The 21948-nt window shown below is 41.0% G+C and carries 21 protein-coding genes and 1 pseudogene; 8 read left to right on the forward strand and 14 right to left on the reverse strand.

Translation table 11 applies throughout. The annotated features are described in order from the left end of the window. Window positions 1–17: 17 nt before the first annotated feature. Window positions 18–1610, reverse strand: a complete 1593-nt coding sequence (locus ACX27_RS12785; RefSeq protein ID WP_062292866.1) for a bifunctional ADP-dependent NAD(P)H-hydrate dehydratase/NAD(P)H-hydrate epimerase — start codon at window positions 1608–1610, stop codon at window positions 18–20. Window positions 1611–1718: 108 nt separating this feature from the next. Next, a complete protein-coding gene (locus ACX27_RS12790; protein WP_083468901.1) occupies window positions 1719–2549 on the reverse strand; it encodes a hypothetical protein in 831 nt (276 codons plus the stop codon). A gap of 412 nt (window positions 2550–2961) precedes the next feature. Between ACX27_RS12790 and ACX27_RS12795 the strand changes: the two genes are divergently transcribed. The 3 genes from ACX27_RS12795 (at window position 2962) to mnmA (ending at window position 5203) form a co-directional block, all read left to right on the forward strand. Continuing rightward, window positions 2962–3369 carry a hypothetical protein gene (locus tag ACX27_RS12795; protein ID WP_062292873.1) on the forward strand — a complete coding sequence of 136 codons (408 nt, stop codon included), beginning with the start codon at window positions 2962–2964 and terminating at the stop codon, window positions 3367–3369. Between the two features lie 40 nt (window positions 3370–3409). Beyond that, a complete protein-coding gene (locus ACX27_RS12800) occupies window positions 3410–3880 on the forward strand; it encodes a pentapeptide repeat-containing protein (RefSeq protein ID WP_062292876.1) in 471 nt (156 codons plus the stop codon). A 267-nt stretch (window positions 3881–4147) separates the two neighbouring features. Then, entirely contained in the window at window positions 4148–5203 is a 1056-nt protein-coding gene (gene mnmA, locus ACX27_RS12805; RefSeq protein WP_062292879.1) for a tRNA 2-thiouridine(34) synthase MnmA, read from the forward strand. Window positions 5204–5260: 57 nt separating this feature from the next. Here the strand turns inward: mnmA and ACX27_RS12810 are convergent, their stop codons facing one another. The 3 genes from ACX27_RS12810 to ACX27_RS12820 form a co-directional block, all read right to left on the reverse strand. Beyond that, complete coding sequence (locus ACX27_RS12810) at window positions 5261–5725, reverse strand: hypothetical protein (RefSeq protein ID WP_062292882.1); 465 nt, start codon at window positions 5723–5725, stop codon at window positions 5261–5263. 82 nt (window positions 5726–5807) lie between these two features. Continuing rightward, on the reverse strand, window positions 5808–6143 hold the full coding sequence (locus ACX27_RS12815) for a type II toxin-antitoxin system RelE/ParE family toxin (protein ID WP_062292884.1): 336 nt from the start codon (window positions 6141–6143) through the stop codon (window positions 5808–5810). A 5-nt stretch (window positions 6144–6148) separates the two neighbouring features. Continuing rightward, window positions 6149–6412: a type II toxin-antitoxin system ParD family antitoxin gene (locus ACX27_RS12820; RefSeq protein ID WP_062292887.1), complete on the reverse strand. Its 264-nt coding sequence runs from the start codon at window positions 6410–6412 to the stop codon at window positions 6149–6151. A gap of 538 nt (window positions 6413–6950) precedes the next feature. Here ACX27_RS12820 and sat point away from each other — a divergent pair. The 4 genes from sat (at window position 6951) to ACX27_RS12845 (ending at window position 12184) form a co-directional block, all read left to right on the forward strand. Continuing rightward, the gene (gene sat, locus ACX27_RS12830) at window positions 6951–8135 is read left to right on the forward strand and encodes a sulfate adenylyltransferase (RefSeq protein WP_062292894.1); all 1185 of its coding nucleotides are present in this window, start codon (window positions 6951–6953) and stop codon (window positions 8133–8135) included. Window positions 8136–8361: 226 nt separating this feature from the next. Continuing rightward, the gene (locus ACX27_RS12835; RefSeq protein WP_235526615.1) at window positions 8362–10425 is read left to right on the forward strand and encodes a caspase family protein; all 2064 of its coding nucleotides are present in this window, start codon (window positions 8362–8364) and stop codon (window positions 10423–10425) included. A 314-nt stretch (window positions 10426–10739) separates the two neighbouring features. Beyond that, on the forward strand, window positions 10740–11255 hold the full coding sequence (locus ACX27_RS12840; protein WP_062292900.1) for a DUF2059 domain-containing protein: 516 nt from the start codon (window positions 10740–10742) through the stop codon (window positions 11253–11255). Between the two features lie 86 nt (window positions 11256–11341). Then, window positions 11342–12184 (forward strand): alpha/beta fold hydrolase, encoded by an 843-nt coding sequence (locus ACX27_RS12845; protein WP_062292903.1) that lies wholly within the window; start codon window positions 11342–11344, stop codon window positions 12182–12184. A gap of 120 nt (window positions 12185–12304) precedes the next feature. On the opposite strand, the gene ACX27_RS12850 is transcribed toward ACX27_RS12845, so the two are convergent. From ACX27_RS12850 to carA, 5 genes are all read right to left on the reverse strand, one after another. Then, the gene (locus ACX27_RS12850; RefSeq protein ID WP_062292907.1) at window positions 12305–12607 is read right to left on the reverse strand and encodes a DUF1816 domain-containing protein; all 303 of its coding nucleotides are present in this window, start codon (window positions 12605–12607) and stop codon (window positions 12305–12307) included. Between the two features lie 97 nt (window positions 12608–12704). Beyond that, window positions 12705–13682, reverse strand: a complete 978-nt coding sequence (rlmB, locus tag ACX27_RS12855) for a 23S rRNA (guanosine(2251)-2'-O)-methyltransferase RlmB (protein ID WP_062292910.1) — start codon at window positions 13680–13682, stop codon at window positions 12705–12707. A 96-nt stretch (window positions 13683–13778) separates the two neighbouring features. Beyond that, window positions 13779–14270, reverse strand: coding sequence for a Mini-ribonuclease 3 (locus tag ACX27_RS12860; protein WP_062292913.1), 492 nt, complete (start codon window positions 14268–14270; stop codon window positions 13779–13781). Window positions 14271–14671: 401 nt separating this feature from the next. Continuing rightward, window positions 14672–15073, reverse strand: coding sequence for an STAS domain-containing protein (locus tag ACX27_RS12865; protein ID WP_062292916.1), 402 nt, complete (start codon window positions 15071–15073; stop codon window positions 14672–14674). A gap of 168 nt (window positions 15074–15241) precedes the next feature. Next, the gene (carA, locus tag ACX27_RS12870; protein ID WP_062292919.1) at window positions 15242–16390 is read right to left on the reverse strand and encodes a glutamine-hydrolyzing carbamoyl-phosphate synthase small subunit; all 1149 of its coding nucleotides are present in this window, start codon (window positions 16388–16390) and stop codon (window positions 15242–15244) included. 247 nt (window positions 16391–16637) lie between these two features. On the opposite strand from carA, the gene ACX27_RS12875 reads away from it, so the two are divergent. Then, entirely contained in the window at window positions 16638–17678 is a 1041-nt protein-coding gene (locus ACX27_RS12875; RefSeq protein WP_062292923.1) for a retropepsin-like aspartic protease family protein, read from the forward strand. Here ACX27_RS12875 and trpD read toward each other — a convergent pair. From trpD to ACX27_RS12895, 4 genes and pseudogenes are all read right to left on the reverse strand, one after another. Continuing rightward, complete coding sequence (gene trpD / locus ACX27_RS12880; RefSeq protein WP_062292926.1) at window positions 17608–18681, reverse strand: anthranilate phosphoribosyltransferase; 1074 nt, start codon at window positions 18679–18681, stop codon at window positions 17608–17610. The two genes, ACX27_RS12875 and trpD, sit on opposite strands and share 71 nt — an antisense overlap. 102 nt (window positions 18682–18783) lie before the next feature. Further along, a pseudogene (locus ACX27_RS12885) lies at window positions 18784–19606 on the reverse strand (DNA adenine methylase). A 139-nt stretch (window positions 19607–19745) separates the two neighbouring features. Then, window positions 19746–20465, reverse strand: coding sequence for a DUF3239 domain-containing protein (locus ACX27_RS12890; protein WP_062292929.1), 720 nt, complete (start codon window positions 20463–20465; stop codon window positions 19746–19748). Window positions 20466–20817: 352 nt separating this feature from the next. Continuing rightward, the gene (locus tag ACX27_RS12895) at window positions 20818–21927 is read right to left on the reverse strand and encodes a hypothetical protein (protein ID WP_062292933.1); all 1110 of its coding nucleotides are present in this window, start codon (window positions 21925–21927) and stop codon (window positions 20818–20820) included. Window positions 21928–21948: the final 21 nt, after the last annotated feature.

Consider the following 21948-nt stretch of genomic DNA (forward strand, 5'->3'; position numbering starts at 1 on the left):
TTATACTTCCACACTTTTTAGGTCTCATGGGTGCTGAGTACTGGCATTAAATATTGCGTCAATGTAGAGGCATCTACACCTAGTTCTGTGCGTTCTTGGGCTGCTAAAATTCCGGCTTGGGAATGCCACCAAGCAGCAGTAGCGACAATATCTTCTACAGGAATTTGTTTTTTAGTTGCTTGTGCTAATAAACCACCCAGTAAGCCAGTTAACACGTCACCGCTACCACCACGGGCTAAGGCTGGGGTACTTTCGGGATTAATCCAGACAATACCTTGAGAATTGGCAATGGCAGTCCTAGCACCTTTTAACAATACCACTGCGCCACTTTCGGCTGCGGCTTCTCTGACTGCTGTGATTCTGTCGTGTTTGGCATCTGATACTGTGGGAAATAACCTGTGAAATTCACCTGTGTGGGGAGTGAGTACGGTTGTAGCTTGCCGTTTTTGTAAAGTGGGAATGGTTTCTAGCTGTGCCAAAATATTTAAACCATCGGCATCCAGAACCAAGGTGCGATCGCTTTCGATAACTTGCTGCACAATGGGAGTAGCTTCGCGGGTTAAACCAGGGCCACAGGCGATCGCACTAAAAGCACTTAAATCAGTATTCTCTGGTAACGTTAATTCTAAAATTGCCCCGGTCTCAGTTTCTGGGCAACCAATAATCAATGCTTCGGGTAAATGTGACACCAAAAGATATTTTAATGATTCAGGAACCGCCACAGAAAGCATTCCCACACCACTAGCCCGCGCCCCCAAGGCTGTTAAAATTGCCCCGCCAGCATAACGCCGCGAACCGCAAATTAATAGTAGATGTCCTTCTTTATACTTGTGAGTTACTGCTGGACGCGGCAGAGGTAAAGTAGAAAGTGCTGTTTTTCTAGTAATCCGTCTAATTCTGGGTGTATTTCCCAATACCGATTCTATATCTGCCAACGTAATATCAAAATCAATTAACTCTGCTTTGCCGACATACTCTAAAGCATGATCCTGCAATAAGCCCAACTTCCACAAGCCTAAGCATAATGTGTAAGTAGCGCGAATTGCCGTCCCTAAAACTTCCCCGGTATCGGTATGCAAGCCAGAAGGGATATCAATACTAATAATCGGTTGTTGCCATTCATTGAATTGATTAATTGTAGACGCGATCGCATCAGTAAGCTGTCTTTCTAACCCAAATCCAAACAAACCATCAATTAAAAAATCACAATTCCGTAATTGCTCAATGTTTCCATCACAAGAAATACCCAAACTTTGGGCATATTCTAAATGCTGTGCGGTTAATTCTTTTAACTGAGAAAAAGGCGAATATATCCAAACCTCATACCCACGAAAGTGTAACTCACGGGCTACAACCAAAGCATCTCCACCATTATGACCAGGGCCAACTAAAATACCTACACGGTATGAGTTGCTAGACAAGGGAAATAACTGTTGAACGCGAAGGGCAATCAGTCCTGCAACCTTTTCCATCAAAGCGGCTACAGGCATCCCTGTGGCAAAAATTCGTTCTTCAATATCACGCATCTGCACGGCCGTGACTACAACTTTTGCAATATATTCTTGTCTGTTTGGCGAGTGTTTGATTTGAATGGGAGACGGGTTTTGCATTATTATAAATTTCTAAATTTAGTTGCTGATAGGAGTTGAGTTAAAAGTTAGAAAATTTGCATCAACTTTTCACTCTTTACTTTTAACTCAGAACTCGACACTCAGCACTTACCTAGCGTAATAAACCCTGGCATCACCAAACCCTAAATCCCGGACATATTTATTCCATCTGTCTGCATCACCCCGTTCCACAAATGGCCCTACAGCTACATGGGGGCCAAAGGGTTTTTGTCTTTCTTGCACTAAGCTAGAATAGCCACTTTTACGGATGATTGTATTAGCAATTACAGGCAAGTCTTGGGTTCTCCCAGGAATCACAACATAATACCTATTACTTCTATTTTGAGAATTGCTACTACTATTACTACTACTGCTAAAAGTTTGTATTTCCTGCCCGTTAGAAAAGCTGACAACTCTTGCACTACGAATGCCAGCATATTCTAGTTGTCTCACCCGATCCTCAGCATTAGATTGCCTGCTAAACACTCCTGACTGGATAATAGAACGTCCTTGATATTGGCGAATGTAAGCCCCTGGTTCAATTTGTCGGACTCGTTGTAGAGTTTGATAATTATCACTGTCAACATAGACAAAGTAGCGTTCAAAGTTTTGGCTATATTGATTTGGCTGACTCGGTTGAATCAATACAGGATTTGGTTGAGACTGATTATCTGTAGATGGGTAAGGAAAAGGAGTAGGATCATATTGCTCAATTTGCCCTGGTTGTAATTCGGGCAAAGTTTGTTGATTATCTGGGTTAACTGAAGTATCTGGCGGTGGCGGTAGGGTTTCAATGACTGTTTGTTGTGACAGCAACAGATGATGATTGTTGATTTGTGCTTGGGCTGGATAAATCTGGGAAATTATCGCCAAGGAACTTCCCAAAAATAAGGGCATTATTGGCAATGCACTAAACTGACCTGATAACTTTATGGACATAGTAGTAACAAAATTTTTCAAACCATATAGTCTAAGCATAAAATCCGCAGGCACAGGTGGCAATGGATACATTAAGTATATTTTGCGTCCACTGCCTTTGCACGCAGTTACGTTGATTTTTTCATATAAATAGCCAGATGAACTTTTACATCTGGTTTACTAGCCTGTTGATGTACAAATTGACCCACTTAGCCTGCGGTGAGACACTTATGCGTCCACATCTGCGGTTAATCATTCTTGTTTGTCTCCCGTGAGAGACAGACAAGATATATACCCTCATTTGTTCACAACTTCCTCACAAGTTATTGCTACATTAACAACAAAATCAATTTAGATAGGATAAAACTCCGTTTTTCACAGTTATCTAAAGGTTTTTGTCTATTCATAAACAACAATTAATTATAAAACCAATATGACACACATAAGTAACTTAGAAAATCACCCAAAACAAGAAGTAAGCACAGCAAAAGAATTACCTAATTTATTGTCTGATTTTTCGGAAATTTACAAAACCAAAAATTTATTAGAAAAGGAGTATTTATTAATTAATAAGGCCAAGAATTCTAATTGGTCATTAGAAGATTATCGGCGTATGTTTGACCTTTACTGCGAAGTAAAAAGTCAATCCCACTTGATTTATTACTTGAAATATCTTATTCAAATAATTCAAGCTTGTGGTTTCATCGCCATCATATTTGCAGCCATAAATTTTTACTGGAGTGCAGCAGATAGACAGAGAAAGCATCTCTTTGAAAATTGGGATGTTATTGCGTTAAATAATAACTCAGACAAAAAAAATAATTACGGTAAATCGTGGTAGAAAAGAAGCTCTTGAATATTTACATGATCATGACGAAGATTTGTCTAGAGTCCAGGCTCAAGGAGCGGTTTTAAATGGGCTTAACTTACCTGGCAGAGCCAGATTACAACAATCTGATTTTCAGGGAGCTATGCTTTTTAGAGCTTATTTATCAGGAGCGAATCTTTGGAGTACAGTTTTTGAAACTGCTAATTTAGATACTGTTAATTTTAAAGGAGCAAACCTGCAATTTGCCAACTTGAATAATGCTGATTTACAAAAGGCTTGTCTTCGTGAAGCAAAACTTGATAATGCAATATTTAACGCCAAGACTAATCTTGATAAAGTAGACTTCCGTGGTGCTACAGGTTTGAATTTAGATGCTATCAAAAAGGCGAAAAATTATCAAAATGCCATCTATGATAAACAAGTGAGTCTACAACTTGGCTTACCTGTTAAGAATGTGGCTGATAATGTAAGTGAAGGCTGTCTTGTGGCTCCTCGAACTAAAAATTGGTGGATACAATTTTAATTAGTAATCCACGGTAATGTATAGCCACAATTTATGACTAGCAATTTCGGGGACAAATTATTTACTTAGTCACCCAAGTGCTTGATTAGTAAGGGTTTGAGATATATATGCTACAATTGAGCAGTCGCGCAGCTGTCTTTAAAAAAGCCGATCGCTCAGTCAGGGTATTTAGATCCGCTAGTCTGGGATATTACAGCCCATCAGAATTTAATGGAGACAGTTTTAATCTCTGTCGTTAGCAGCTGCTAGTCTAAAAACATTAAAGATATGAAAAAAGTTGTCGTTGGTCTTTCCGGTGGCGTTGACAGTTCTGTCGCTGCTGCTATCTTACATAATCAGGGCTATGAAGTGATTGGTTTGACCCTTTGGCTAATGAAAGGCAAAGGGCAATGTTGCTCTGAAGGAATGATCGATGCGGCTGATATTTGCGAACAACTTGGTATTCCCCATCAAGTTGTTGATATTCGGGATGTCTTTCAGAGCAATATTGTTGATTATTTAGTGTCTGGTTATAGTGCGGGAATTACGCCGTTACCTTGTTCGCAGTGCAATAAAACGGTGAAGTTTGGCCCGATGGTGGAATATGCCCGTGAACAATTGGGATGCGATCGCATTGCTACTGGTCATTATGCCCGTATTAATTATGACGATGCAACTGGGCGTTATCAATTATTAAGAGCAGTTGACCGCAACAAAGACCAGTCTTACTTTTTGTATGATTTGTCTCAAGATTTACTCGCGGCTTCCGTATTTCCTCTGGGTGAATTAGAAAAAACAGATACGCGCCGGATTGCAGCTGAATATAATTTGAAAACTGCCGACAAACCTGAAAGCCAAGATTTGTGCTTAGTCGAAAGCAATGGTTCGATGCGGGCATTTCTAGATAAATATCTTGCACCCAAAACAGGCGATATTGTGGATACCACAGGTAAAGTTTTGGGACAACATGATGGTGTCCATCATTACACCATTGGTCAGCGCAAAGGTTTAGGCATTGCGGCGGCTGAACCATTATATGTGGTGGAATTGGATGCTGTGAATAATCGGGTTGTGGTAGGCGATCGCACCAAGGTCACTCAGCCAGAATGTACAGTCGGGCGAGTAAACTGGGTTTCCATCGTTGAACCCTCCACACCAATTCAAGCTGAAGTCCAAGTCCGCTATCGTTCTCAGCCTGTACCAGTGACGGTAATTCCTCTGGAAAATTCCCGCGTCCGCTTGGTATTTGATGAACCCCAGTTCAGCATTACCCCAGGACAAGCAGCAGTCTGGTATGACGGTGAGAAGGTGTTAGGCGGCGGAATTATTGAGCAGTTTAGTTAAATACTTGGGTAGAGACATTAAAATTCAACGTCTCTACTCATCGGCAGTATTTAGCTGTTAAGCATGAGTGCCTGTGCTTCTACGTGGTTGATAATTAGGATACTTTTGATTGAACTCTTCAATAAGTATCCGTATCTCATTTTTGAGTTTTTTTGATTGGTTACGGTATAACCAAGGCAGCCAGTATAGAGTTTTATACACACACAATGGCGCAATATCTATATGAGCTTTGATCATCTCAAGTACTCGCTTGTAGCCTAAACCGGGCAGAACAGCTTTCATGTACCATGACACTGTACTTGCGTCACCGTAAACTAAACCATTTGCAAGAATCACTTCTAAAAAAATAGGTTTAAGTTGCGATCGCTTGACTAACTTACATCCCTGCCAAGGATTGACGTTTAATACGCGCCAAACAAAGGTAAATTTTTCCTCATCATTAAGTTGACGCAGCCACTTCAATAACTCATTTTCTTGTTTTGAGTCAATAAGTTCATCAGCGTACTTGAGAGGGTCAAACATACTTGATTAAAACACGCCCTAATTTTGGGTTTCCGTGCGTTCCCAACATAAATTTATTTTTCCCAATCTGTCATGAGAGGGGCTATTCTGCGTTATTCTCTTCTAAATCTTCATACAAGATAGCTTCAATATCTCGCCCACCGTAAATGACTCGAATAATCTCTACACCAGAGTCAGTAGAAAGATAAAAAATAAAATATTTTTGAAATCCTTTGATTGCTTGCTGTCGAATCCCAGCTAACTTGGGATGAGAGAAGTGGCAAGATTTTCCCATTTCTGGCATTTTTCCCAGTTGTTGAAAGGTTTTTTCCGCCGCTGCGAGAAATCGATCTGAAGCTTCTAAGTTATCTTCTGCAATATAAGTTGCTATTTCTAGCAAATCGTGAATGACTTGCGGTCTTTTACGGACTTTGTTCATCAACTTTAGTTTGACCGTTTATGCTTGGCGATTCTTTCCCGCACGGCTTGGCGAATGTCTTCCCAATCTTCAGCAGTCATCTCAGTTGCATTGCCAGAGTTTAAACCTTCTAAAAGCATCTTTTCCAACCGTTCAGCAGCTTGACGCTTTTGGTCTTGGCGTACTAACTCACGAAAATACTCACTAACGCTACTGTAACTCCCAGCAGCTACCTGTTCCTCTATGTAAGTTCGCATCGCATCAGGAAGAGATATATTAATGCTTTTCATGGATATAGCTTTCCTATTTTTTTGGATATTTCTAATTTTATGGCAAAAAAATGTCATTTTTTGCCATTCACAATGTAAAAGTGTGTTGACAAGAAGCAGCTAGGATTCTGATTCGATTCAATCTAGCTCTAATACCAAATTGAAAAATGATTGCGACAGATGGATGGCTCAAAAGCTTACCAATCCAAAATCTGTCTTGAAAAGTTTGCTTAAGTCGAGCCAGCGCGTTGCGGAGGTTCCCTCCGTTGTAGCGACTGGCGTGGGAAACCCGCCCACGCAACTTTTCGCAAAATCTAAAATCCAAAATGGTATAACTTATCGAGGTCATAGATCCCCAAATTTTTCAAAAACTCAGGGATTTTAACAACCGCAACCTATCAAAATTAATCGGGTGGCGTACTAGCTTTAACTTATCTATTTAATTTTCAGTTCTGCTGACCAATTTTACAGAAGTATTTTTACTCTCTGCACCAGCATTTGATAAGTTAGTTAGTACATAGTTTGCAACAATTACAGTTATCGCTAAGAGGGGATTAAGTTGAGTTACCATCAAGATGCTATTGCGCCACATGGTGGAGAGTTAGTTAATCGCATCGCCACACCAGAACAAAGAGAGGAATTTCTGTCTAAGGCAGACTTTTTACCTCGTGTGCAACTAGACGAACGTGCGGTTTCTGATTTAGAAATGATTGCGATCGGTGCTTTTAGTCCACTCACTGGTTTTATGAATCAGTCAGACTATGATCGCGTTGTCACTGAAATGCGTCTGGCTAACGGTCTGGTATGGTCAATTCCAATTACACTTTCGGTAGCAGAAGAAGTTGCTTCTCCCCTAAAAGAAGGTGATTTAATTCGCTTAGATAACCCCGCAGGTCGGTTTATTGGGGTTTTACAACTCACACAAAAATATACTTACGACAAAATCCGCGAAGCTGTCAATGTCTACCGCACAGATGACGCAAATCATCCTGGTGTGCAGGTAGTTTATAACCAAGGTGCTGTACATCTTGCTGGTGATATCTGGCTGTTGCAACGAGATCCCCATCCTCAGTTTCCCACTTATCAAATTGACCCCTCTGCTTCACGACAAATGTTTCGGGAAAATGGTTGGAAAACTGTTGTAGGTTTCCAAACTCGCAACCCCATCCACCGCGCTCATGAATATATCCAAAAGTGCGCCTTGGAAACTGTAGACGCTCTATTTTTGCACCCATTGGTAGGCGCAACTAAAGATGATGATATTGCTGCTGATGTGCGGATGCGCTGCTATGAAATTTTGCTGGAGCATTATTATCCCCACGATCGCGTAGTTTTAGCAATTAACCCAGCCGCAATGCGTTACGCTGGCCCCCGTGAGGCTATCTTCCATGCTTTAGTTCGCAAAAACTACGGCTGTACTCACTTTATTGTCGGGCGGGATCATGCTGGCGTTGGCAATTACTACGGCACTTATGACGCTCAATACATCTTTGATGAATTTGAGCCAAGTGAAATCGGAATTGTACCGATGAAGTTTGAACACGCCTTCTACTGCACACGTACCAAGCAAATGGCGACGACTAAAACTAGTCCCAGCAAACCAGAAGAACGTATTCACCTCTCAGGTACAAAAGTCAGAGAAATGCTGCGTCGTGGTGAATTACCCCCTCCAGAATTCTCCCGTCCAGAAGTTGCAGCCGAGTTGGCGCGGGCGATGCGAGTTCCTGTTCCGGCTTTGACTTAATCAACAGATGAGGAGTAGAGACGTTGCATACAACGTCTCTACAAGATTTATTAGGGATAGCTGCTCATCGAATTGCTATAAGTCCTAAAATTCTCAACATATAAATAGTAAAAACTTTACAGTCACGACTTCAGCCTTATAAGCTGTTAGCTGACAGGCTGAGGACTGATAGCTAACTTTATGCAGCGTCGGACTTTTTTTAAAACGGATTGGCTCAATACTGGCGGTGTTGGGTGTCACGGAAGCGGAATTGTTTACTTGGAGTCAGCACTACCAAGCTTTGGCACAACCCACACCCCGAAAACTAGCTTTATTAGTCGGCATTAATCAATACCGCAAAAGTCCTTCGCTGAGTGGCTGTCTCACCGATGTGGAATTGCAAAAGGAACTGTTGATTCATCGGTTTGGTTTTTTACCTGCCAATATTTTGACGTTAACTGATGAACAAGCTAGTCGAGAATTTATTGAAGCGGCTTGTTTAGATCATCTTGGTAAACAAGTCAAATCTGATGATGTAGTTGTTTTTCACTTTAGCGGCTATGGCACTCGCATCAAATTAAATGAGTCTGAGGACACGCTACAAAATGCTTTGGTGCCAACAAACGAGAATTTAGAAATTCAAGATGAAAAAATAGCCACTTATCTTTTAGAAGAGACTCTTTTATTATTGCTGCGATCGCTCCCTACAGAAAAGGTCACAGCAGTCTTAGATACTAGTTATGAGCTGCCTAGTACAATTCAACCCACCAGTTGGCGAATTCGCGCCCGTCAAGAGTTAGCCACCAAGTTAGCCACCGCAGAAATTGAATTTCTTGAACAACTCAAAACTAAAGCTTCACTGACTAATGCGGTGATTTTATCTGCCACGGCTGATCCCAAACAAGTCGCCCAGGAAGGACTATTTTCGGGGTTTAGTGCTGGCTTATTTACTTATGCTTTAACTCAGTACCTCTGGGAAACCACTCCCGCTACTACACTGCAATTTAGCCTTGCTCATGCAGATTGTGCAATGTCTAAATGGGGTAGTAAACAGCATCCGAGTTTAATCAATGGCAAAAAAGCCTTAACTAGCGAAAGTTTGCTGTTAGATCAAAATCTTGGTGCTGAGGGAGCAATTCTGGCTATAGAAGAAAATGGAAAAACCGCCCATATTTGGCTAGGAGGACTCCCACCACAAGTATTAGAAAACTATGGTGTCTATTCTCGCTTGACTGCTGCAAATGGAGAACAGCTAATATTGCGATCACGTACAGGGTTAACGGCCAAAGCTCAAATTTCTGGTTTAGAATTAGCAACGCCTCTGCAAGTCGGGCAACTGATTCAAGAAGCAGTTAGGGTTTTACCACAAAATATTAGTTTAAATATCGCTTTAGATTCTGGATTGGAAAGAATTGAAAGAGTTGATGCTACTAGCGCCTTTGCCGCAATGGCATCTATGGTTAGTGTGGTCACTGGAGAACAACCAGCCGATTATATCTTTGGTAAACTTTCGCAAACTCCTAGCCGTTATGGTTTGTTCGCTCCGACTGGACAATTAATTGCCAATGGCGCAGGGGAAGTTGGGGAAGCTGTGAAGGTAGCAGTCACAAGGTTAGCTACAAAATTGCCACATTTACTAGCAGCAAAGTTATGGCGACTCACCGAAAATGAAGGTTCTTCTCGCCTACCAATCAAAGGTAGTTTAGAGATAGTGAATGGTATATCGCCAAAGGTCATTCTACAAAGAGAAACCTTACGCACTCTTGACACAAAAACATTACCCAAAAAAGTACTCAGCACTCCCATTGTGCCGATTGGTAGTCGCATTCAATACCGCATCCAAAATAAAGGCGATCGCACGGTATATTTAATGCTGTTAGGTTTGAAAAACCATAGAACTGCGATCGCTTTTTACCCTTGGCAAACTGCTGAAGAACCAAACACTTCCGAAACAAAACCTGTACTCCAACAAGTAATCATCCCGGCTGGCGAAACCATAACTCTACCAAACAATACAGCAACATCTGGATGGGCGATTTCGGGGCCTGCTTATGAATGCGAACACCAATTAATTTTGAGTCTCGCGCCCTTCACTACCACCCTCAAAGCTTTAGAAACTGCTAAATATCCCACAGGCGACCAACAACCAATCGGTGCATTAGTCAATCCTTGGGAAATCGCCCAAGCTGTCTTACAAGATTTACATAACGCCAGCATTACAACAGCCGAAATGAATGTTGCAGCTAACGATTTATATCAATTAAATGTCAATCATTGGGCTAGTTTTAACTTTAGTTTTCACGTCAATTGAAGTCTGAAGTCCGACAGTACAATAAATAGTTATGCCAAACCGATAAGCTGTTAAACATTTATTCTGCACATTGAGGCCGCAAGCGGGCAGGGTGCAAGGAAGAGGGTTTGGAGCTTTATTTACCATTAAACATAATGCAATTTCAATGACGATTAGCTTACATCCATTAAAATTGTCAGTTTTTAGTCAAAATTAGGCAAGCACAAGTGGTCAAGTTCATTTACAGAAAACATAAGATAACAGGATAATTGAGCCGCAGTCTGGATTAGACTTTTGGCGTAATTTTGTATCGAATTTCAGGTACTTCAATTCCCATGTTCAAAGTAAAGTTACAATTTTCCAAGTTTCTCGGATTGTTGCTTATCGTCTGCTTTACCTTCTTCACGGTATATGTAGCGAATTCTCAACAACTCCCTTTAGTTGAATACCAATCAAAAACACCTCCCAAAGCAACCTCCAAGTATAAATTAGCAACTGAGGTACTACTAGAGATCGGAATTGCACAAAGATACGATATGTATTTCGACCACTTGATTGGCACGTTAATAGGTAAGGGCGACGATTTTAAGCTCTATGCAAGGTTTAGGAAGATGTTTGCACGAGAAATTGGTTGGAGACACTTCAAAGATGCCTATGCAGCAAGATTGGAAGCTGATTTTTCAGAAGATGAATTAAAGAAATTGTTAAATTTATCAAAGCAACCTGTGATGAAAAAGTTGTTGCAGTCTGAAGTTAAAGCATATATGGATACGTCTAAACAAAGGTTCAAAATGGGATTTGAATTGTGGGAGAACTATAATAACGGCAAAATCAGTTTACCCCCAGAATAGACTTTTAGCCGCATTCAGATTCCTTCAACATATATTAATCATTCTGGATTCTGACTTCTGAATTCTTATAATCAATCTCAAATTACATGGTTCCAACTGTGGGTACTGTTAGCCTTAACACCTACGTTCAAGGTCAAGGATTTCCAATTTTAGCGATACATGGTCATCCTGGTTCTGGTCGTAGTCTTTCTGTATTTACTAATCACTTATCTCAACGCTTTCAAACTTTCGCTCCAGATTTGCGTGGTTATGGCAAAAGCCGCTATCAAGGTAATTTTGCTATGACAGACCATTTAACAGACTTAGAAGCTCTTTTAGACCGCTTTGCCATTGAAAAATGCCTGATATTGGGTTGGTCACTAGGTGGGATTTTGGCAATGGAATTAGCTTTCAGAATGCCACAGCGTGTCACGGGGCTAATTTTGGTAGCCACAGCCGCTAGACCTTATGGTAGTCATCCCCCGATTACTTGGCAGGATAACTTATACACAGGCATTGCTGGTTTATTAAATTTAATTAAACCTAGTTGGCAATGGAATATTGATACATTTGGTAAGCGATCGCTGTTTCGTTACCTGATTCAACAACATAACGCCACTGCCTATAAATACATTGCCCAAGCAGCAGTACCAGCTTATTTACAAACCTCCGCAGCTGCGACTCGTGCTTTATCCAATGCCTTGCACTCTCGATACAATCGTCTAGCAGAACTAGAGCAGATTCATTGTCCTAGCCTAGTACTAGCAGGCGCTCAAGACCGCCATATCACAGCCGACTCTAGTTTAGAAACTGCCAGACACCTCAAAAATAGTCGGTGGCAATGTTACCCCAATACGGCACATCTTTTCCCGTGGGAAATTCCCCATCAAGTACTGAGCGATATTGACCACTGGTTAGAAGCGCATCCCCAAGTCATACCTAGCCAATAATTTCTAGTTAATGAATGAAGGATGAAGCGAAGACTGTTTTGTTACCAACCCCATCACTTCATAGGTAAGGTAATTTCATACTTCATACTTCATACTTCAGACCTTTAATGATTGCCTAAATTACATCTGACCGCTAAAGGCAGGCTTTACTTTGCGGTCAATCCGTTCCCCCAGGTCATCGGCAATTGTCAAATTATCTGGTTTACAGCGTTTGACATTCACTTGTATTCCTTGCGCCCCTTCCAGTTCTAAATCTTCCACATAGCCTTTTAAGGCTAATTTTGCATCAGCAGAAGTAAGAAATGGCCCAAAGTAGTAAGTGCAACGGGGGTTTTGTGTTACTATTTCCACCCACCACGCTAATCCGAGGCTATTAAATGTGTTGATTAAAGCTTCTTTCATGTCGTACCCGATGGTTTTCATGGTAGTTGCTGATTGATCAATCTGGTAGTAGTTGTTAGATACTACGTTGCGATTGTGGTTGCTTTACATTTCTTTATACTCTTTTGCTCTTTTTTTTTCAAAGAGGTTTTGGTAACTTATTTAGATACAAAGTGTTTAAAGAACGTTGGCGATAAACCTCATAAAGTGCCATCCCAGCAGCCACAGAGGCATTTAGACTGGGGGTTTTTCCTTGTAAGGGAATTGACACCAAAACATCACATGCACGTTGAGTTAACATGCTTAAGCCTTCGCCTTCAGAGCCGATGACTAAAACTATAGGCCCGCTAAAGCGTACTGTGTGTATGGGTTCGCTTCCTGTAGCGGCGGTACCATAAATCCAAAAACCCGCTTCTTTGAGTTCTTCTAAAGCGCGGCTGAGGTTAATTACTCTTGATACTGCAAAGTTTTCTAAAGCGCCTGCTGCAACTTTGACGACTGTCGAGGTGATCCCCACGGCTCGTCTTTGGGGAATGACTAAGCCTTGAGCGCCAATTGCTTCCGCAGTCCGGATAATTGCTCCCAAGTTATGTGGATCAGTGATCCCTTCAGCGACCACAATCACGGGATCATTGACAGCAGATTTAGCTTGAGCCACTAAATCTGGTAATTCCAGGTAGGAATAAGGGGCGATTTGGGCTGCTATTCCTTGGTGATTAGCGCCTTCGGTAATTTGGTCAAGACGCTTGGGTTCTACTTCATCGATAACTGTGCCATTGTCTTTCGCTTGTAGTAGCAAATTATGAAATCGGGGATCGTAGCGTAAACGCGCTGTTACCCACACACGATTGAGTTCCCGTTGACTTTCCAACGCACTCAAAACTGGATGACGACCGTAGATTAAATCACTTTCGTTATCTTCTGTTTTTTTAAGAATAGGAGACTGATAAGAAAACTGACGATTGGCAGAGGAATTGCTTGGTGTGGCGTGATTGTCACGCTCTTCTGGTTTGGCTTTCCGAATAGGATTACCACTAAAACGCTTACCTTTAATTTTCACAGTCCGCCCACGATTGGGTTCGCCAGATGTCTGGATCTTTTTGGGTTTGCTAGTCATAATGAGTTTCAATGTATGAGCTTATAAGTAGGCATCCTGAATGCTTAAAGGTGCTGAACCGAACACACCAATTTTTCACTGATCAGGTGAAATGTCTCACTCTTGTTCGAGATGAAGTTTCTGCAACAATTCGGTTAAGCGTGGGATATCGGTAAGATACAAGTAGCCAATCAAAGTTTCTAGGCTAGTTGCTTGTTGATAAATTTCGGGATCGAGGCGTTTAGGCCGTCCTGTAGAGGCGTTACGTCCTCTGCGGACAATTTCTAGTTCGGCTTCCCTCAGATGAGGAATCAGCGATCGCAAATGTAGGGCTTGTGTTTCTGCTCTCACCTGGGCCACTACCAAACGGTGATAAGTTTCTAGCCGTTGTAATGGCAATAGATAGAACATTCTAGCATAAAGCTCATAGATTGCATCTCCTACATAAGCAAGAGCAGCCGGAGAAATTTGCTGCACTTGGCTTGGGGAAATTTTTTGGTGTAGTTGTACAGTGCTGGCTAAACAGGCTTGCACCCAAGATAAATCAGATGTAGGAGGTTCATCTTGTCTATCTATTCTATCTATTGGTTCTTCCTCCTGGGAGTCCACAAATTTATCATTCCTTAACAGAATACTTTTATACGATTAATTTTTCTTGAATATATTTTAAATATCTTACGTAGCACAATCTATACTATCAGGATTACCCAATTAATTCTATCTTTTTAGGGGAGATTTTGTACTTGAATCGGAATTTCTTCAGAAGAGGAATGGTTGAGGCTGTGTTTAGGGGTGTGGGGGTGTAAGGGTGTAAGGGTTTTGAACAAATACAACCTACACCCTGTTTTCGATAAAAGGATTTGTGAAATATGTCAGTTTTGTAGATTTCAATCAAAATAGCTGGCTTTGATACCTCTCTCACAAGGAGAGAGGTTAGCGTCCAGTTTTGATAAAAATTAAGCTATCCAGATAAACTATCGGATAGCTGAATTTCACCTCCAGTCAAACTATCAAGACCCTTTGATATTTTCAAGAGCCGCGTCCACTGTAGTTTGCAGAGAGAGAAACTTCTCTAGGCGAACAAGTTTGACTGTTTGGGTGACACGGGCGTTTGTAACAATTTGCAAGGTGCCTTCAGCATTTTGAGCCTGCTTGGCTAGCTGTACCAAGGCTCCCAAGCCAGAGCTATCAACAAAGTCAATTTGAGAGAGATCCAGAATAATGTGCTTTGGCCCCTCGTCAATTTTGCCGCCTAGTACCTTGCGAAATGTCGGTTCAGAAAAGGCATCTAACAAACCTGTGAGGCGGAATAGCTGACAGTTATCCCGGATTTCACGAGTGCCTCTCAGGCTTACGGTTAGATTAAGTGGCTCAGCAATAATTCCCTCCTCATAATTAAAGTGAACGCTCAAGTATAGATGGTTTTTATGCACGTTGTCTACAACCTGCTGAGATAGCAGAGTTTAGGCAAAGTAAAAAGTAAAAAGTAAAAAGTAAAAATTTTTTTGACTTTTGCCTTTTAACTTTTAATTTTTACAGATCCCATCTAGCACTTTTTATATTTTTACTTAACCTCACCATTAAACTGTGCGTAATGATCGCATTGCTTGGACAAATTGCTCAAATAGATAATCAGCATCATGGGGGCCGGGGCTGGCTTCGGGGTGATACTGTACCGAGAAGATGGGCAAAGATTTATGGCGGACACCAGCAACAGTGCGATCGTTTAAGTTCAGGTGGCTGATCTCAACCAATGTTTGAGGTAAACTATCTGGGTTAATGGCAAAACTATGGTTTTGGCTGGTAATTTCGATCCTTCGTTGTAAACCCGCAGGCTGATTTAGACCCCTATGGCCAAATTTAAGTTTAAATGTTTCTGCACCCAAGGCATGACCTAAAATTTGGTGTCCCATACAAATACCAAACATGGGTTTTTGGCTTTCTAAGAGGGCTTTGACAGTTTCAATACCTTCTGTAACCGCAGAGGGATCGCCAGGGCCATTGGAAAGAAAGATGCCATCTGGGTTGTAGCTGAGAATTTCTGCGGCGGGTGTATTGACTGGGACAACAATCACGCGACAACCATAACTAGCCAAACGCCGCAAGATATTGCGCTTTACCCCAAAATCAAGGGCGACAACTGTAAATGTTTCTTGACTATTTGCCGTACTTTCGGGATTGAATTCCCATTCGGGAATAGTTGGTTCTGACCATTCATAAACTTCGGAGGTGGTGACTTCCTTGACGAGATTCAAGCCAGCCATATTGGGAAATGCTTGGACTTGTTCTAGCAGTTCGGCTTCATCCAAAATTTCTGTAGAAATTCCACCATTCATTGCGCCGAACATCCGAATTTTGCGGGTGAGGGCGCGGGTATCAATGCCGTAGATACCGGGAATTTGGTTTTGTTTGAGGTAGTCGGGTAAGGATTGGGTCGATCGCCAGTTACTCGGTTTATGACAAATATTGCGAGCGATCGCACCTTGCACTTGCGGCCGCAATGATTCTTCATCTTCAGGATTAACGCCTGTGTTCCCCAATTCAGGATAGGTAAAAATTACTATTTGACCGCAGTAACTAGGGTCAGTCAAAACTTCTTGATAGCCAGTCATGCCAGTGTTAAACACCACTTCCCCGATTGTGGTTCCCGTCGCACCGAAAGACCAACCACGGTAAGCAGTGCCATCTGCCAAGACAAGTAAAGCGGGTATTGCGTCAGACAGGGACATAAGCGATAGATTAGGGATGGGGTAAGTATGAAGTTTGAAGTAAGAAGTCTGAAGTATTAAGTCTGAAATCTGAGATTTTTACTTCGACGCTGCGTCTTCATCCTAAAAAAGTGTAAATCATCAAATGCAAAGTCTGACACTTCATACTTCATAATTCATACTTCATAATTCTGAATTATTTTCCCAGGGTGATTCGGTGGCAGGAGTAGTTTTGCAGTTGTTTGGCTAGGTAAAATAGATATCAATTATGCTTCAGTCTTTTTTATCTCGTACAGCCCCGATTTTTCTCGCAAGTGCTTTAGCTGTGTTGGGCGTTGCCTGTAGTGAAGACCAACAGACTACTGAGACTGTTAGTAATCAACAATCTGTGGTAACTGACAATTTATCAGTAAAGCCCCCTGTCGAATCAGCAGCCCCAGTCACCAGCCCATCCGAAGCACTGTCACCGTCGGCGCTTGAACCCGATGCTTTTCAGTTGGGACTAGACAAAGCCGCAGGAGCCGTAGCTATCAGCCAATCGGCTCAATCGATTCAAGATTGGAATTTGGTGGCACATCAGTTTCAAGAGGCGATCGCCCTTATGGAAAAAGTTAGCCGTCAAAGTCCCGATTATGTATCGGCTCAAGGCAAAATTGTCGAATATCAGCGTAAGATAACGTATGCGCGACAAAAGGCAAATCCAAATTTGCCGCCGCCATCAGGTGAAAATCAAAACATAGTAGTGGCAGTTCCTCAGCCAAAAACTGTGGCTAAATTTATGCCACAACCGACTGTCCCAACCAGACAACAGCCAGAACAACGTGTTTTTTCCTCAACAGAAATTTTGCCACGGGAAAAAAATGTGTTTGTTGCGCCGATTAAACGCCGCGTGGGTGGTACGCCGATTGTGGAAGTCACTTTTAATGGTCAGCAGAAATTCGACATGATTGTAGATACAGGAGCCAGTGGCACTGTGATTACTCAGGAAATGGCGAATGCGTTAGGTATTATACCTGTAGGCAAAGCTAAGGCGAATACTGCTAGTTCTAGAGCCGTAGAATTTCCGGTGGGTTATGTTGATTCGATGGCAATTAGCGGGGTGAGGGTGAATCGCGTGCCAGTGGCGATCGCTGGGACAGATTTAGAAACTGGCTTATTGGGACATGACTTTTTTGGTAACTACGATGTCACCATCAAACGCAATGTTGTAGAATTCCGTCCCCAATCGCATTCCGAAGCTAATTCGATAGAAATTGAACTAGATCCTCCAACTTCTGCCACGGACTCCCGCTCTGTAGAATTTCCTTAGCCACACTCACGCCTTGAGCATGATCTAACAACGGGATCGCACCTGCAACTTGTAGGGCTAACGAAGCATTTAACGCTACAGCATCTTGTTGAGCTGTGGTTCCTTTGCCTTGCAGCACAGCCTTGAGAATTTCAGCATTTTCTTGGACATCGCCACCCTTGAGTGCATTGATAGACACAGGTGTTACACCCACTTCTTGAGGATTGAGAGTGGTTAACTGCACTTTGCCTTCAGATAACACCGCTATGTCAGTTAAATCTCCGAGGCTGGCTTCATCAATTCTTTCGCGCCCGTGTAAAACGATCGCTTTTTGTTTGCCCAGATTATGTAATGCTTGAGCAACAGTTTCTAAAAGTTTGGGTGTAAATAATCCTACCACTTGCCCAGTCGGACGCAAGGGATTAACTAACGGCCCCAGTAAGTTGAAAACAGTGCGAATCCTCAGATTGCGGCGTAATTGAGCCACTGATTTCAAAGCTGGATGCCAACCAGGGGCAAACAAAAAGGTGATCCCGACTTCTTGTAATGCAGCTTGGACTTTTTCACTAGGGGCGCTTAAGTTGACACCCAATGCTTCTAAAACATCCGCGCTACCAGTCAAACTAGATGCGGAACGATTACCATGTTTGGCTACAGGCACACCATAAGCCGCCACCACAAAAGCCACCGCCGTGGAAATGTTGAAAGTCGATGAACCATCACCGCCCGTTCCGCAAGTGTCTATGATGGGGAGTGGGGAATGGGGAGTGGGGAGTGGGGCAGGATGTTTAGTACTTCCTACGCTTTGAGATTGTAGAACTTCAGCCATACCGGTTAATTCTTCGGCGGAAACACCTTTAAAATTGAGGGCGGTTAAAATTGCTCCTGATAACTCTGGGGGAACTGCTTCACTCAGCCACCCTTGCATCAATTCCGCAGCTTGGGGGCGTGTCAAAGATTGACCGTCTATTAATTGCTGTAGCAGAATATACCAGCTTGTAGAAATTTCTGAGGAATTTGTCATAGCTAGGGTTGTAAGTGATGAAAATGCGATCGCCAAGGCTTGCTAAAAAGCGGACATGGCAGATATCGTACCGGAAAATGAGCAGCTATCAAAGTTAGTTATTCATAGAAATTTCTCTATTTGATAGTTAGTAATGAATAATTCTTTCCCTTTCGCAGCACTATTTTGTTTGTAATTATTCATCCCATATTGCAATTCCCATTCATAAATATTCGCCCATTGAAAATTTTCCCGAATTTGCAGAGAATTATCGTAAGTAATCAGCCAACGATGATGGTATTGTTTTAAATCTTCAGCAAATCTTTGATGTTCAAAAGATGTATGTAAGTCTCCATATTTTCCGTATAATCTAGATTTAGTGGCACTAAAATATGGCGGATCTAAAAATAAAAAATACATTTTCACCTTTTTCATTTAAAAGGTAACTATAATCCAAGTTAGTTATTTTGATATCTGCTGTTAAAATAGACTCTAGTTTTTCTAAACGTTCTATTGAGGAATGTGTAAATCTTTTTTCAAAAGCTTCTTGAGAAAAACCACCTGATTCTATAGTACCAGAAAAAGTAATTCTATTAAGAATAAAGAACCGGATTGCTCTTTCTAAATGAGATAATTCTTTTACGTCAATTGTAGTTAATTCTGTGAATAATAACTTACCATCCGTATATTGATTTTTTATTTGGCGTATTTCTTCAACCAACACAGATATATCAGATTGAGCGAGTTTCCAAAATAAGAATAGTTCTGGGTTTAAATCATTAATCCAAATTTTTAATTTAGGATGTTTTTGCTTTAAATAAATGAATACAGAACCACCGCCAACAAAAGGTTCTCGAAATTCGGAAAAATTATTGGGTAAGTATTCAATAATCTGTTTTATCGCTTTGGATTTACCTCCAGGATAGCGGAGGGGACTTTTGAGCATAAGTAAAAAATCGTGCTTTGACTTAAAATATCTTTATATTTGTTGTACAGAATAAATGTTTTTATGTCTCGTTCTGTTCCCTATCAACCGTTGTGGTTGCGACTACTGCTTTAAATTTAAATAATAAGTCATCCTTAAACTATTCAAATGGATTTGGAGAAGGTAGAAAATATAATCCTGGCTTAGTGGTTTTAATATATTCAAGACCGAGCGCAAGCTGTTCCCATTCCCAATCGGGTATACTTTCTAAAACTCTTTGTATATCAGCTTGATTGCCAGTTACGCAATCAATGACTATTGGGTGAAAAGTATCCCAATGACTTTTGTTAATATTACCTTCATATAGAGCCACTGTAGCCAATCTTGTACCCACGGGTGGAACTCCATTCTTCATCCATCGAAGCGGTTGAGGCAAAATTTTAATAGCATAATATGGCATTATATTTGTTCTGAGATCAGTGAATACGGCAACTAAAGACGGTTTTGATGAAACTACAATACCTGGGTTAACACAACCATAAATGAAATATTCACGGATGTAGGCTACAAGAAATGACAACGGTTTTAGAAACCACCATATTCCAACACCAAAGAAAATATTGAATATAGCAACTCCCAATAATGCGAATGGTAAATGTTCCAAACTTTTACCTTTACGTATGACATCCAAAATCGCAGCACCAAAAATCCAATCAATAAAAATAGCTAAAGCAAGCAGACCAATTATGGGTAGAATCAATTTAATTGGTTTGCCAGGAAATGAACGAAACCAATAGAGATAATCAACGTTAAGATTTCCAGGATTTGAAGCGTAAGTACTACCATCTAATATTAAAGGGCGTTGTGGTTGATTCACCATTTTTCTACTCGTTGAAAGAATAAAGTTCCATCTATACCTAAGTTAGGTTTCCCTAAAATGAGATAGAGTTTAACAACATCGATGATTAACGATACAACTATATATAGCGGTTCTCGATTCAGTGAAGTATAGGAAAAAATAGCCTTGCTGAATAGGAGAATAAAACTAAAAAATACAATCTCTCAAACTCATATTCTCCGCGCCTCTGCGTCTCTGCGTGAGGTAAAATCATTTCACTAATTAGCAACACAGATAAACGCGGATCAATTTGTCTTCTAACCAAGTGAAAATCGCTGTAATTTTGATTAACAATCTTAATATTTGATTTATGCACCCAATAAATTAATAACCACTAGCGTAATGAACGAAATATTACCCGTCCGGGAAACTCTTCTTGATTAATGCGTGCATAAACTCGCAAACAAGTTAAAACTTCTCCAGGAATACCGCCACAATTTAGCTGTAAATCATCTTTAGAAAAAGCACATATATCAGCATAGAGTCCTGAGAGTTGGCGAATTCTGACATTGTGTCCTGATTTATTGGCTTTGTCTGCAATCTTTTTTAAATTTCGCCGTGATTCTTGTTGTAATTTTCCCCACCATGAATAACGTTCAACTGGTGGAATAAATACTAATGAATGTATAGCTTCATCTATATCAATCCATGCACGTACAATGGCTAAGATATCATTATTTTCTTCGGCTTTTTGGGTGCGGTGAAAGCGGTCTGTTAAAGCTTCTATATATTGTTGTTGCTGTTCTGGTTTAGAGTTTAAAGAAATAATATCAAAGCTAAAAATACTTTTTAAAGCATGATGTAAATCTGGTTCTATTTCTATAAATTTGAGATATAAATTTAAGAAGCCAGCGAGTAATTGTAAATCTTCTGATTCATTGATGGGGAAAATTTTTGATTTTAAAAGTGCTGTTTGAGATAAACATAACCCCTGAACATTCACACTACCTTTAAGTCCAGGGTAAATAATTTCATCTCTAATAAAGGGAAGTTGGTAGAAGTTAGAATCATTTTCTACTGAACCGATTTCTTGAGCTAAATCTAAGGTGCGTTGTTGCCAAAACGCAGCTAAATCATCAGGTATTCGTAGCAGTTTACGGTGAATTTCATGCCATAAATCAGCGTCGCTTTGGCTTTGTAAGGTTGCATCACCTAAATATAAACTTAGTTCTGCGTCAGCATTCCAAGTATCGCGTAGATGGTTTAGTTTGAACTCATTTGAAGTTTCGATAATTAAGGTTTGTTTTACTACAATTTCTGGAGGTGGAGGTTGCAATAAATCTTGGATTTCTTGCAGCAATTCTGCACAAATTTCAGCACCAGGATCATCGGGTAATTCTGTATAGGCTCGGTTTAATGCAGCTTCTAGTCCATACAGGCTACACCGCAATAACCTGGCTAATTCGGAGTTTTCTGTTTCTAATAGTTGACGTAGATGCTGCATGGTGAGTATGGGTTGGCACTA

This window comes from Nostoc piscinale CENA21, assembly GCF_001298445.1.
Classification (GTDB): domain Bacteria; phylum Cyanobacteriota; class Cyanobacteriia; order Cyanobacteriales; family Nostocaceae; genus Nostoc_B; species Nostoc_B piscinale_A.